General features: G+C 69.3%; 13 protein-coding genes. 7 read left to right on the plus strand and 6 right to left on the minus strand.

The genetic code is table 11. The annotated features are described in order from the left end of the window. Window positions 1-72: 72 nt before the first annotated feature. Entirely contained in the window at window positions 73-1,812 is a 1,740-nt protein-coding gene (locus ACN6O8_RS16555; RefSeq protein ID WP_427992116.1) for a nitrite/sulfite reductase, read from the plus strand. Further along, window positions 1,805-2,344 (plus strand): DUF934 domain-containing protein, encoded by a 540-nt coding sequence (locus tag ACN6O8_RS16560; protein ID WP_427992117.1) that lies wholly within the window; start codon window positions 1,805-1,807, stop codon window positions 2,342-2,344. Before ACN6O8_RS16555 ends, ACN6O8_RS16560 begins: the two co-directional genes overlap by 8 nt. A gap of 50 nt (window positions 2,345-2,394) precedes the next feature. On the opposite strand, the gene ACN6O8_RS16565 is transcribed toward ACN6O8_RS16560, so the two are convergent. Further along, window positions 2,395-3,189, minus strand: a complete 795-nt coding sequence (locus ACN6O8_RS16565; RefSeq protein ID WP_427992118.1) for an IclR family transcriptional regulator — start codon at window positions 3,187-3,189, stop codon at window positions 2,395-2,397. A 102-nt stretch (window positions 3,190-3,291) separates the two neighbouring features. On the opposite strand from ACN6O8_RS16565, the gene ACN6O8_RS16570 reads away from it, so the two are divergent. The 4 genes from ACN6O8_RS16570 to ACN6O8_RS16585 are packed head-to-tail and all read left to right on the plus strand — an operon-like array spanning window position 3,292 to window position 7,395. Beyond that, window positions 3,292-4,281, plus strand: a complete 990-nt coding sequence (locus ACN6O8_RS16570; protein WP_427992119.1) for a Bug family tripartite tricarboxylate transporter substrate binding protein — start codon at window positions 3,292-3,294, stop codon at window positions 4,279-4,281. Between the two features lie 11 nt (window positions 4,282-4,292). Next, window positions 4,293-5,798 (plus strand): class I adenylate-forming enzyme family protein, encoded by a 1,506-nt coding sequence (locus ACN6O8_RS16575; RefSeq protein ID WP_427992120.1) that lies wholly within the window; start codon window positions 4,293-4,295, stop codon window positions 5,796-5,798. Beyond that, complete coding sequence (locus ACN6O8_RS16580; protein ID WP_427992121.1) at window positions 5,795-6,583, plus strand: citryl-CoA lyase; 789 nt, start codon at window positions 5,795-5,797, stop codon at window positions 6,581-6,583. Before ACN6O8_RS16575 ends, ACN6O8_RS16580 begins: the two co-directional genes overlap by 4 nt. Beyond that, window positions 6,580-7,395, plus strand: a complete 816-nt coding sequence (locus ACN6O8_RS16585) for an SDR family NAD(P)-dependent oxidoreductase (protein ID WP_427992122.1) — start codon at window positions 6,580-6,582, stop codon at window positions 7,393-7,395. Before ACN6O8_RS16580 ends, ACN6O8_RS16585 begins: the two co-directional genes overlap by 4 nt. 103 nt (window positions 7,396-7,498) lie before the next feature. On the opposite strand, the gene ACN6O8_RS16590 is transcribed toward ACN6O8_RS16585, so the two are convergent. Beyond that, window positions 7,499-8,038 (minus strand): 1,2-dihydroxy-3-keto-5-methylthiopentene dioxygenase, encoded by a 540-nt coding sequence (locus tag ACN6O8_RS16590; RefSeq protein ID WP_427992123.1) that lies wholly within the window; start codon window positions 8,036-8,038, stop codon window positions 7,499-7,501. Between the two features lie 3 nt (window positions 8,039-8,041). Beyond that, window positions 8,042-8,839, minus strand: coding sequence for a MetQ/NlpA family ABC transporter substrate-binding protein (locus tag ACN6O8_RS16595; protein ID WP_427992124.1), 798 nt, complete (start codon window positions 8,837-8,839; stop codon window positions 8,042-8,044). 180 nt (window positions 8,840-9,019) lie between these two features. On the opposite strand from ACN6O8_RS16595, the gene ACN6O8_RS16600 reads away from it, so the two are divergent. Next, complete coding sequence (locus ACN6O8_RS16600; RefSeq protein WP_427992125.1) at window positions 9,020-10,093, plus strand: DUF6817 domain-containing protein; 1,074 nt, start codon at window positions 9,020-9,022, stop codon at window positions 10,091-10,093. A 122-nt stretch (window positions 10,094-10,215) separates the two neighbouring features. Here the strand turns inward: ACN6O8_RS16600 and ACN6O8_RS16605 are convergent, their stop codons facing one another. The 3 genes from ACN6O8_RS16605 to prmC form a co-directional block, all read right to left on the minus strand. Then, the gene (locus tag ACN6O8_RS16605; RefSeq protein WP_427992126.1) at window positions 10,216-10,779 is read right to left on the minus strand and encodes a UbiX family flavin prenyltransferase; all 564 of its coding nucleotides are present in this window, start codon (window positions 10,777-10,779) and stop codon (window positions 10,216-10,218) included. 4 nt (window positions 10,780-10,783) lie between these two features. Further along, window positions 10,784-11,110, minus strand: a complete 327-nt coding sequence (grxD, locus tag ACN6O8_RS16610) for a Grx4 family monothiol glutaredoxin (RefSeq protein WP_020926055.1) — start codon at window positions 11,108-11,110, stop codon at window positions 10,784-10,786. A gap of 139 nt (window positions 11,111-11,249) precedes the next feature. Continuing rightward, complete coding sequence (prmC, locus tag ACN6O8_RS16615) at window positions 11,250-12,077, minus strand: peptide chain release factor N(5)-glutamine methyltransferase (RefSeq protein ID WP_427992127.1); 828 nt, start codon at window positions 12,075-12,077, stop codon at window positions 11,250-11,252. Window positions 12,078-12,089 lie beyond the last annotated feature (12 nt).

Below are 12,089 nucleotides of genomic sequence, written 5' to 3' on the forward strand. Positions count from 1 at the left end.
AATCCCCAGTCCCCGCCCACGGCGGGCCACGCTTGCGGGGACCAGACCGAGAAGACCTCAAGGGCAGTAGACATGTACGTGTATGACCCCGTCGACCAGCAGCTCGTCGAGCAGCGCGTGGCGCAGTTCGCCGACCAGACGCGCCGCTTTCTCGACGGCCAGCTCACCGAAGACGAATTCCGCGTCCTGCGCCTGCAGAACGGGCTGTACATCCAGCGCCACGCGCCGATGCTGCGGGTGGCCATTCCCTACGGCATCCTGGCCTCGCGCCAGCTGCGCACCCTGGCGCACATAGCGCGCAAGTGGGACCGCGGCTACGGCCACTTCAGCACGCGCCAGAACATCCAGTTCAACTGGCCCAGGCTGGAAGACGTGCCGGACATCCTGGCCGAGCTGGCCACGGTGCAGATGCACGCCATCCAGACCAGCGGCAACTGTATCCGCAACACCACCACCGACCACTTCGCCGGCGTCGCGCCGGACGAGCTGATCAACCCGCTGGTGTGGTGCGAGATCATCCGCCAGTGGTCCACGCTGCACCCCGAATTCGCCTTCCTGCCGCGCAAGTTCAAGATCGCCGTCAGCGGCGCCGTGCAGGACCGCGCGGCGGTCGGCGTGCATGACATCGGCCTGCAGGCGGTCGAGCGCGACGGCAAACTGGGTTTCCGCGTCTGGGTCGGCGGCGGCATGGGCCGCACGCCGATCGTCGGCAAGCTGATCAATCCCTTCGTCCAATGGCAGGACCTGCTGACCTACCTGCAGGCCGCGCTGCGCGTCTACAACCTGCATGGCCGCCGCGACAACAAGTACAAAGCGCGCATCAAGATCCTGGTGAAGGACCTGACGCCGGAAGTCTACGCGCAGCAGGTCGATGAACAGTGGCAGCTGATCAAGGGCGGCCCGGACACCATCACCCAGGAATTCGTCGACACCATCGCCGCGCGCTTCATCTGGCCGCAATACGATGCCGACGCCGCCCACGACGCCGACAACACCGCCGCGCTGGCCGCGGCCGACCCGCGCTTCGCGCGCTGGCTCCGCACCAACGTGCATGCCCACAAGGCGCCGGGCTACGCCGCCGTGACCGTCTCGCTCAAGGCCACCGGCGTGCCGCCGGGCGACATCACCGCCGATCAGATGGACGCGGTGGCCGCGCTGGCCGATGAATACGGCTTCGGCGAACTGCGCGTGTCGCACGAGCAGAACCTGATCCTGGCCGACGTGCGCCGCGCGCGCCTGCACGAGCTGTGGGGCAAGCTGCAAGCGTTGAACCTGGCCACGCCCAACGTCGGCCTGCTGACCAACATCATCGCCTGTCCGGGCGGGGATTTCTGCGCGCTCGCCAACGCCGTGTCGATCCCCGTGGCCGAAGCCATCCAGCGCCAGTTCGACAACCTCGACTACCTGTTCGAGATCGGCGAGCTGGATCTGAACATCTCCGGCTGCATCAACTCCTGCGGCCACCACCACGTCGGCCACATCGGCATCCTGGGCGTGGATAAGGCCGGCGAGGAGTGGTACCAGGTCACCATCGGCGGCCGCCAGAACGGCGCCGCCAAGCCGCTGCCCGACATCGAATCCACGAAGGGCGGCGGCGCCGCCATCGGCCGCATCATCGGCCCCTCGTTCGCCCGCGACCAGGTGCCGGGCGTGGTCGAGCGCCTGATCCGCACCTACCTGGGCCTGCGCGATAGCGAAGAAGAACGCTTTATCGATGTGGTGGATCGCGTCGGCATCGACCCCTTCAAGCACGACGTGTATGCCGACCCGGCCTTCGCCAAACCCCAGGCGCAGGAGGCCGCCCATGTCTGAGCCCTACGCCCATGACGCCCCCGGCCCGCACCTGATCCGCAACGGCCGGCTGGAAGCCGACGACGCCCGGCCCTTCGTGCCCGACCCCGAAGTGGCGGCCGAAGGCCAGGTGCCCCCCGACCAACCCGGCTGGATCGTGCCGCTGGCCACCTGGAAGGCCTCGCGCGCCACGCTGCGCCGCCACCGCCATCCGGTCGCGGTGCGGCTGGAACCGGACGCCGACCTGCGCGACCTGCTGGAAGCCGATGGCACGCTCGACCCCGCCGGCATCGCCTTCATCGCGGTGGACTTCCCGGTCTATACCGATGGCCGCGGCTATTCGCTGGCGCAACTGCTGCGCACCCGCTACCAGTGGCGCGGCGAGCTGCGCGCCGTCGGCGACGTGATGATCGACACCATCCACTACCAGGCGCGCGTCGGTTTCGACAGTTTCCTGGTCAAGCCGGGCCACGATCCGCGCAAGGCGCTGGACGCGTTCAAGACCTTCACGGTGCATTACCAGAAGACCTACCGCGCGCCCGCGACGGCCTGATCCGCGCCGCCGGCCCCGCGGTCATCGAGGCCGGCGCGCTGGCCCGCCGTTCAGTCCGCCTCGCCGGGCAGGCTCCACCGCTGGCGCCTGACCTCATCCTGCGCCAGTTGGCTGCGAATCAACTCGGCGATGGCGCGCTGGCGCGGCGCCTGCATGCGGTCGATCAGGCTCGACACGCTGACCGCCAAACGCGGATAGCCGCCGGCATCGCATAACGCCACGCCCACCCCCAGCACGCCCGGCACGGCGGCATTGCCGACCACGGCCCAGCCGCGATCACGGGTGTTGCCGGCCAGCCGCCGCATGTGCGCCACCGTCATGCCGCCATAGGCGCGCAGCGCCCGCTCGTTGTGCGCGATCACCTCATCGGCCTCGGCCGGCGGCAGCGCGCCCAGCAACGCCAGGCCGGCCGCGCCCACGCCCAGCGGCTGGCGATGGCCGATCGTCACCGCCAGTACCTGCACCGGATAATTGCCCACCTCCCGGTGCAGGCAGAGCGAATCCCCGCCGGCACGGCAGATCAGAAACGCCGAATCGCCGCTGACATCGCTGATCTGCCGCAACACCGGCCGCAGGCCGCGCACCGCCTCGGCGTGCGGATCGCCGGCCAGCATCACGCCCAGTTCCGCCATGCGCCAATGCGGCGCGTCCGGCGCGCGCAGCGCATAGCCTTCCTGCGCCAGCACGTCCAGGTAGCGGTACACGGTGGAGCGCTGCATGCCGGCCGCGCGCGCGATGTCGGTCACATGCATGCCGGCCGCGCCCGCCTGGCGCAGCACCCCCAGCACCCGCAGCCCGCGCCGCAATATCCGCGGCCCGCCGTCGTCGCTTTCCGGTTTGTTCATTTTCTGGACACCTTGCGTTGATGAGGCGCCTATCAAAGCCCAATATGAAGTCGGGCAGGCACAGATCTGTCCAGATATTAGACAAACAGGACGGAGACAACCATGCAGACATTCAGCAAGCGGCTGGCCGCCAGCGTCGCGGCCCTGGCGGGCGCCCTCGCCTTGAGCGCGCCCGGCTGGGCCGCCAAGCCCTATCCCGAGCGCCCGGTGACCCTGGTGGTCGGCTATGCCGCCGGCGGCGCCACCGACATCGTCGCGCGGCTGGTGGCCAAGGCCCTGACAGAGGAACTGGGCCAGACCATCGTGGTGGAAAACAAGACCGGCGCCAACAGCAACATCGGCGCCGAAATCGTCTCGCGCGCCGCCGCCGATGGCTACACGCTGTACGTCGGCTCGATCGCCAACACCATCAACCGCACGCTTTACAGCAAGCTCAACTACGACTTCGTCAAGGACTTCAAGCCGATCGGCCTGCTGGCGACCATTCCCAACATCCTGGTGGTCAACCCCAAGCTGCCGGTCAAGACAGTGCCCGAATACCTGGCCTACGCCAAGGCACACCCGGGCAAGCTGACCTGCGCCTCGTCGGGCAGCGGTTCATCGATCCACCTGTCGTGCGAGCTGTTCAAGATGCAGACCGGCACCGACATCCTGCACGTGCCCTATCGCGGCAGCGGCCCGGCGGTGGCCGACCTGCTGGGCGGCCAGGTCGATTCGATGTTCGACAACCTGCCCTCCTCGCTGCCGCACGTGCAGGCCGGCAAGCTGCGCGCCATCGGCGTCACCTCGCCGCAGCGCCTGCCGGCCGTGCCCGACGTGCCGACGCTGGCCGAGTCCGGCCTGCCCGGCTTCGACGTGGAATCGTGGTTCGGGCTGATGGCGCCCGCCGGCACGCCGCAGCCCGTCATCGACCGCCTGAACCAGGCCCTGAACAAGGCGCTGGCCGACCCCGCGCTGGTGGCCTCCTACAAGCAATCGGGCTTCTACGCGCCGCAACCGCCCAATACGCCCGAGACCTTCGCCAAGAAGATCGCCAGCGAAATCGACAAGTGGAGCGCCGTGGTCAAGCGCGCCGACATCAAAGCCAACTGAGGAGCACCAGGGTGTACCCGATAGATTTCTTTTTCCGCGCCGCCGAGCAATACCCGGACCGCGTGGCGCTGGACGCGCCCGAGGGCCAGGTGACGTACGCGCGGCTGGCCGCGGACGTGCGCGCGCTGGCGGCCGCGTTGCAGGACCTGGACCCGGCGCCGCAGACCCGCGTGGCGCTGTGCGCCGGCAACACCAGCCGCCACATCCTGGCGCTGCTGGCGGTGCTGGCCAGCGGCAAGGTCTGGGTGCCGCTGAACACCCGCAGCACGGCGCGCGAGATCGGGCGCATCCTGGATGCCACCGAGCCGTCCATCGTCATCGTCGATGACGCCGGCGACGCCCTGGTGGCGGCGGGCGCGCCGCACCGTATCCGCCTGGCCCCCGACATCGCCGGCCTGGCCGTCGAAGCGTTGCTTGCGCGCGGCGCCGGCCGCGAGCCGCTACGCCACGCGCTGCCACGCGACGCCACCCAGGCCATCAAGTTCACCGGCGGCACCACCGGCCTGCCCAAGGGCGTGATGCAGCCCTACCATGCCTGGAACGCCGCCATCATCAACCAGATCCACAGTTGGGGCCTGACACACGAGGATCGCTACGTGGTCGCCGCCCCGGTGACGCACGGCACCGGCACCTACCTCTTGCCGGTGCTGGCGCGCGGCGGCGCCCATGTGCTGCTCGACAGCGCCACGCCGGCCGCCATCACCGCCGCCTTCCGCGAGCGCGGCGGCACCCTGAGCTTCATGCCGCCGACGCTGATCTACATGATCATGGCGCAGCCGGGCGTATCGCGCGCCGACTTCCCCAAGCTGCGCAACCTGATCTATGGCGGCGCGCCGATGCCGCCCGAGAAGATCGAACGCGCCCGCGCCTTCTTCGGCCCGGTGCTGGGCACCACCTACGGCCAGACCGAAGCGCCGCAGATCGTCACGGTGCTGCGCCCCGCCGACCTCGAATCGCCCGACAACCGCGCCTCGGTCGGCCGCGTCACCTGGCTGTCTGAGGTCGCCATCATGGATGCGGCCGGCGCCCTGCTGCCGCGCGGCGCGATCGGCGAAGTGGTGGTGCGCGGCGACCTGGTGATGTCAGGCTACTGGCGCCTGCCGGAAAAGACCGCAGAAACCATCGTCGACGGCTGGCTGCACACCGGCGACACCGGCCTGATCGACGCGCGCGGCTTCCTGTTCCTGAAGGACCGCCTGCGCGACGTCATCATCAGCGGCGGCTTCAACGTCTATCCCGTCGATGTCGAGAACGCGTTGTCGTCGCATCCGGCCGTCTACGAATGCTCGGTGTTCGGTCTGCCCGACGACAAATGGGGCGAGGCCGTCCATGCCGCGGTGCAACTGCATCCCGGTGTGGCGGCCGACGCCGATGCCCTGAAGGCGCATGTGCGCGGCCTGCTCGGCCCGGTCGCCACGCCCAAGCAGATCCATATCCATGACAGCCTGCCGCGCTCGCCCGTCGGCAAGGTGCTCAAGAACGCCGTGCGCGATGCGGCCCTCAAGGAATCCTCATGAACACCCCCGAAACCCGTCTCTGCGCCCATCACCTGACCGGCATGTCGTACCGCGACGTCGACCTGGTGGAAGACCTGATCGGCAAGAAGACCTTCACCGAAGTCATGATCATGCAGATCCTGGGCCGCGAGGCGCGCCCGGTGGACATGCGCATCGTCGACGCCGTGCTGGTGACACTGATGGAGCACGGCCTGACGCCCAGCGCCATCGCCACCCGCCTGATCTACATGAGCGCGCCCGAGAACCTGCAGGGCGCGGTGGCGTCCGGCCTGATGGCGGTCGGCAGCCAGTTCGTCGGCACCATGGAAAACTGCTCGCGCCTGCTGGACCGCATCCGCCAGGCCGCCGACGGCCGCGCCGAGGCGCTGGCGATCGCGCAGGAATTCCGCGCCAGCCGCCAGGCGCTGCCGGGCTTCGGCCATCATCTGCACAAGCCCGACGACCCGCGCTCGATCAAGCTGCTGGCGCTGGCCGAGGCCGAAGCGGATCTGCCCGGCGATTCGCTCAAGGCATTGCGCCTGCTGGCGGCGGCGATCGACGAGACCTACGGCAAGCACATCACCATCAACGCCACCGGCGCGGTCGCCGCGCTGCTCAGCGAGATCGGCGTGCCCACGGCGCTGATGCGCGGCTTCGCCGTCATCTCGCGCGCCGCCGGGCTGGTGTCGCACGTGGCCGAGGAACAGCAGAGCCCGAGCGGCCGCTTCATCTGGGAGACCATCGACCACGCCATTCCCTACGTCGGCAAGGGCAAGTCACACCAGCGCGACGGGGGAACGTCGTGATCCCGCCCGCGCCCGGCGCGCGGCTGGCGGGCAAGGTGGCGCTGGTGGCCGGCGCCGGCTCGTCGGCCGCCGGCTGGAGCATCGGCAAAGCCAGTTGCGTGACGCTGGCGCGCCAGGGCGCGGCCATCATCGCGCTGGACGCCGACCTGGCGGCCGCCGAGGACGCGGCCCATGAAGTCGAACAGGCCGGCGGCAAGGCGCTGCCGCTACAAGCCGACGTGGCCGACGCCGACGCCATGCAGGCCGCCGTGGACGCGGCGCTCGGCCACTATGGCCGCATCGACGTCTTGCAGGCCAACGCCGGCATCGGCAAGGTCGGCGGCCCGGAAGACATCGACCTGGCCGACTGGGACCGCATCCAGCGCGTCAACGTCACCAGCCTGCTGATCGTCACGCGCCTGCTGGCGCCGGTGATGCGGGCGCGGGGCGGCGGCGCCATCGTCACCGTGTCGTCGATCGCCGGCATCCGCTACACCGGCTATCCCCACCTGGCCTACAGCGTCAGCAAGGCGGCGGTGATCCACTTCGCGCGCATGGCGGCGCAGCAGTATGCGGCCGACGGCATCCGCGTGAATACCGTGATTCCGGGACTGATCGATACGCCGCGCGTGGCCAGGAACGTGGCCGCCATGTTCGCCAAGGATGATCTGGCGGCGGCGCGCGCCGCCCGCGACCGGCAGGTGCCGATGGGCCGCATGGGTACGCCCTGGGAAGTGGCGAACGCGGTGGCGTTCCTGGCCTCGGACGAAGCCTCTTACATCACCGGCACGGAACTGCTGGTGGATGGGGGGCTGACGGGCAAATATGCGTGAGGCGCACCGCTAGGCGGAACGCGGCGGCGCGGCCCTGGCGCGGGTCTAGCCCGGGTGTTGCGGCAGGCGCGATCAGGCCCCGCCCGTCCCCGCTCCAGCGTCGTTACGGCAACGCCGGAAAACGCGTGGCGATCTCATCGCCGGTGAACTGCGCCACCCAACCCGCCGGATCATTGAATAGCCGGATACAGGTGAAGGCCGGCGCCGAGCCCATGTCGAACCAGTGCGGCATGCCGGCCGGCACCGAGATCAGGTCGTCCTGCTCGCACAGCACCGCGTAAACGCGGCCGGCGGCATGCAGCGTGAACAGGCCGCTACCGGCGACGAAGAAGCGCACCTCGTCGTCAGCGTGGGTATGCTCGGCCAGGAACTTGCGGCGCAACGCCGCGCGCTCCGGATGCGCCGGATCCAGGCTGACCACGTCGACGCTGCGGTAGCCGCGCTCGGCCACCAGCCGGTCGATCTCGGGCCGATACGCCGCCAGTACCTCGGCCGGCGCCGCGCCCGGCGCCACCGGCGCCCGCGCCCGCCAGCGCTCGAAGGTCACGCCGATGGCCGCCAGCTCGCGCCGGATCGCATCCGCATCGTCGAGGCAGCGGCCGGCGGCGGGATCGTCCTGCGGATAGACCGTCAGCGTCGACATGGCTTACCAGGACGTGGAGTAGGCGCCGGGGAACTTCTGCGCCACGAAGGCCTTCACCTCATCGGACTGGTAGGCCTTGATGAAGCGCGCGATGCGCGGGTCGTTCTTGTTGTCCTCGCGCGCGGCGATCACCACGGCGGCGAACGGCGCGTCCTTGCTTTCCAGCACCAGCGCGTCCTTGGCGGGCGACAGGCCGGCCGGGATGGCATAGGCCGAGTTCACGGCGGCGGCGTCGACGTCGGCCAGCGAATGCGGCAGTTGCGCGGCCTCGATCTCGACGAACTTGAGTTTCTTGGGATTGTCGACCACGTCGAACAACGAAGCCGTCACGGTCACGCCGTCCTTCAGCTTGATCAATTTGGCGGCCTGCAGCACCAGCAGCGCGCGGGCGCCGTTGGTGGGGTCGTTGGGGATCGCCACCTTGGCGCCTTGCGGCAGATCGTCCAGCGACTTCACGCGCTTGGAGTAGATGCCCATCTGCTGCACCACGGCCGTGGCCACCGGCACCAGCTTGTAGCCGCGCGCCTTGTTCTGCGATTCGAGGAAGGGCTTGTGCTGGTAGATATTCAGGTCCAGTTCCTTGGCATCGAGCGCGGCGTTGGGCTGGATGAAGTCGCTGAACTCGACCAGCTTGACCTTCAGGCCCTGCCTGGCCGCGACCTGCTGCACCACCTCGCCGATCTGGGCGTGCGGGCCGACGGTCACGCCGACTTTCAGTTCGGCGTCCTGCGCCATGGCCGGCGCGGCGGCGGCGAATCCGATCAGGGTGGCAAGGACGGCCAGGGTGTGGCGTAGACGCATGGGAATCTCGGCAATCGAACAGGGAAGGGAAGCCCCGGATTCTAGTGAGCGTCCCTCAAAACCGGAAGCGATGAATTTTCATATTGATATGCGCATTTCCGTATAAAGCCCGTCGCCATGACAAGCCCGCGCCAGCGCGACACAATAGCGGCTGGATTCCAACACCTTGTCGTCATTGCCATGTCCACCCCCAACGAACTGCATCCCCACGCGCGCGCCCTGTTGGCCGACCACTATGCCGCCGTCGATGCCGACCTGCCCGCCCTGCTCGACCTGCTCTTTGCCCGCAGCGCCGGCGAAGACTGGCACAAGGCCGGCACCTTCAAGCACCACCTGTTGGGCGTCTACCGCACCCTGACGCTGTGGAACCAGCCGCGCGAAGTGCGGTTGCTGGGCCTGTTCCACAGCGTGTACGGCAACGAATACGTCGACCTGACGCTGTTCGACCGCGAGCGCGAACGCAACACGCTGCGCGAGGCGCTGGGCGAGGAGGCCGAGGAATGGGTCAGCCTGTTCTGCGCCATGCCGCGCACCCGCTTCGTGCAGGCCATCCTGCAAGGCCAGGGCCAAGGCCCCGAGGGCCTGACGCTGGCCGGCGCCGACGGCCAGGTCTACACCTTCACGCCGCGCCAGGTCGCCGCCTTCATCGTGGTATCGGCCGCCGACATCGGCGAACAATGGCACAGTTGGCAGGACGAGATCTTCGCCGGCTATCCGCAGCAACAGCGCCGCGACCTCAAATCGCACTGGGCCGCGTCGCTGTGGCCCGGGCCGCTGAAGCCGCCGTCGAACATCCTGTCGATGCTGTCGCGCCTGCTGGCGCCGCTGCCGGCGCTGCCGGCCGATACCGGCATCCCCGTGCCGCCCGCGTTCGACCACTGCCGCGCCACCCTCAGCCCGCGTGACGAAGCCGCCGCCAGCGCCTTGTACTGGCAGGTCGTCACGCGCATGCACCCGCAGACCGAAATGGACACCGCGCGCCACATGCTGGACGCCGCGGTGGCGCACAACCCGTGGGTCGGCGAGCCGCGCCTGCTGCTGGCGCAACTGGCGCTGACCGCGGGCGACTTCGAGGCCGCCGAGGCCCACGCCGCCGCCGGCCTGGCCGCGCTGCAGGCCTGGGGCACCGCCTGGGACAAGCGCATCGAATGGGCCGGCTGGATGGCCTGGGCCCGCATCGAACTGCAGAACGCCCGCGCCCGCCGCTGGCCGGAAAACCTGGCTGCGCTCAACGGGCTGGGGCTGGTGGAATGATCGCCGCCCGGCCTGCGGCGGCTTGACCGCCTGCCGCAACGCGCGCGCCGAAACGAGAACGCCCCGGGGATCGGTTGATCCCCGGGGCGTTCACCGTCGCGGCCCAGGAGCCGCGACGGCGCTTATTTCATGCCTTCCCAGTGCGGACCGGGCACATGGATGTCGAACAGCTCCAGCACCCGGGCCACGGTGTGATCCACCATTTCCTCGATGCTGGCCGGACGGTGATAGAACGCCGGCAGCGGCGGGAACACGATGCCGCCCATCTCGGTGACGGCGGTCATGTTGCGCAGGTGCGCCAGATTGAAGGGCGTTTCGCGCACCAGCATCACCAGGCGGCGGCGTTCCTTGAGGGTGACGTCGGCCGCGCGCGTGATGAGGTTGTCGGACAGGCCGTGAGCCACGGCCGCCAGCGTGCGCATCGAGCACGGCACGATCACCATGCCGGCCGTCTGGAACGCGCCGCTGGCCAGCGTGGCGCCGACGTCGCGCACGTTGTGCACATGGTCGGCCAGCGCATAGACGTCATGGCGGCTGACGTCGAGCTCGTGCTTGATGTTCAGCACGCCCGAGGCCGACACCACCAGGTGCGTCTCGACATCGTCCACGCCGCGCAGCGCCTGCAGCATGCGCACCGCGTACAGGGAGCCGGTGGCCCCCGTGATGCCGATGACCAGTCGCCGCACGGGATCAGGCCGTGGCGCCGGATTGCTCCAGCAGGGTCTTCAGTTCGCCCGATTCGTTCATCTCGTTCATGATGTCCGAACCGCCGATGAACTCGCCGGCCACGTACAGCTGCGGAATCGTCGGCCAGTTCGAGAATTCCTTGATGCCCTGGCGGACTTCGTCGTCCTCCAGCACGTTCACGGTCACCAGCTTCTTGACGCCACAGCTCTTGAGGATCTGGATCGCCTTGCCGGAAAAGCCGCACTGCGGGAACTGGGCAGTGCCCTTCATGAACAGCACAACGGGGTGCTGGGTCACGGTTTCGCGGATGAATTCTTGAACGTCGCTCATGGTGGTCTCTTGGACAGGAGGCATAACGGAATACGCCAATTATAGGTACAGGCGGGAATTCGTCCCGGATTCCCCGGAGCCGCCCCGGGGAATCGGCCGGCGGCGGCGCGGCGGCCGGTTACAAATCGCCGGACTGGCGTCAGCCGCGCCCCGGCCAGCGGCCGCCGGAAATGCGCTCGATGCCGGCCAGGTCGCGCCGGCTGTGAATGTCGGTGAAACCGGCGGCGGCCAGCAGGCCGCGCACCGCCTCGGCCTGATCCCAGCCATGTTCCATCCACAATGCCCCGCCCGGCTTCAAGTGGCGAGGGGCGCCGGCCACGATGCGGCGCAGGTCTTGCAGGCCGTCGGCGCCATCGGTCAGCGCGCCGCGCGGCTCGAAGCGCACGTCGCCCTGCCCCAGGTGCGGGTCGTCGCTGGCGACATACGGCGGGTTGGACACGATCAGGTCGAAGCCCTCGCCGGCCGGCACCGCGTCGTACCAGTTGCCTTCGACGAAACGCACCGACGCCGCCAATTCCCACGCATTGCCCGCGGCCACGGCCAGCGCCGCGGCGCTGACGTCACCGGCCATCACGCGCGCGTCGCGCCGCGCCAGGGCAATCGAAATGGCGATGGCGCCGCTGCCGGTGCCCAGGTCCAGCACGGCGGGCGCGGCCAGCGCGGCCACGCATTCCAGCGCCGTTTCCACCAGCACCTCGGTGTCCGGGCGCGGGATCAGCACGTCGGGCGTCACGCGGAACGCATGCCCCATGAACTCGCGCCGCCCCAGCAGATAGGCCATCGGCTCGCCGGCCAGGCGGCGCTGCGCCAGGCCTTCGTAGGCCGCCGCCACCTCCGGCGCCAGCGGATCGGTGTCATGCGCCAGCAGCCAGGCGCGCGGCTTGGCCAGCACGTGTTCGAGCAGCATGCGCACCTCGAGCCGCGGCAGGCGCGTGTCCAGCAACAGGCGCTTGATCTGGTCGGTCATCGGCCGGCGCGG

It is taken from the genome of Achromobacter sp. (assembly GCF_050285565.1).
Taxonomy (GTDB): Bacteria; Pseudomonadota; Gammaproteobacteria; order Burkholderiales; family Burkholderiaceae_B; genus Achromobacter.

What these genes read in the sequence shown, in the direction of transcription:
- ACN6O8_RS16555 (WP_427992116.1), top strand. Translation starts at nt 73, where the DNA reads ATGTACGTGTATGACCCCGTCGACCAGCAGCTCGTCGAGCAGCGCGTG.
- ACN6O8_RS16560 (WP_427992117.1), top strand. Translation starts at nt 1,805, where the DNA reads ATGTCTGAGCCCTACGCCCATGACGCCCCCGGCCCGCACCTGATCCGC.
- ACN6O8_RS16565 (WP_427992118.1), bottom strand. Translation starts at nt 3,189, where the DNA reads ATGAACAAACCGGAAAGCGACGACGGCGGGCCGCGGATATTGCGGCGC.
- ACN6O8_RS16570 (WP_427992119.1), top strand. Translation starts at nt 3,292, where the DNA reads ATGCAGACATTCAGCAAGCGGCTGGCCGCCAGCGTCGCGGCCCTGGCG.
- ACN6O8_RS16580 (WP_427992121.1), top strand. Translation starts at nt 5,795, where the DNA reads ATGAACACCCCCGAAACCCGTCTCTGCGCCCATCACCTGACCGGCATG.
- ACN6O8_RS16590 (WP_427992123.1), bottom strand. Translation starts at nt 8,038, where the DNA reads ATGTCGACGCTGACGGTCTATCCGCAGGACGATCCCGCCGCCGGCCGC.
- ACN6O8_RS16595 (WP_427992124.1), bottom strand. Translation starts at nt 8,839, where the DNA reads ATGCGTCTACGCCACACCCTGGCCGTCCTTGCCACCCTGATCGGATTC.
- ACN6O8_RS16600 (WP_427992125.1), top strand. Translation starts at nt 9,020, where the DNA reads ATGTCCACCCCCAACGAACTGCATCCCCACGCGCGCGCCCTGTTGGCC.
- grxD (WP_020926055.1), bottom strand. Translation starts at nt 11,110, where the DNA reads ATGAGCGACGTTCAAGAATTCATCCGCGAAACCGTGACCCAGCACCCC.
- prmC (WP_427992127.1), bottom strand. Translation starts at nt 12,077, where the DNA reads ATGACCGACCAGATCAAGCGCCTGTTGCTGGACACGCGCCTGCCGCGG.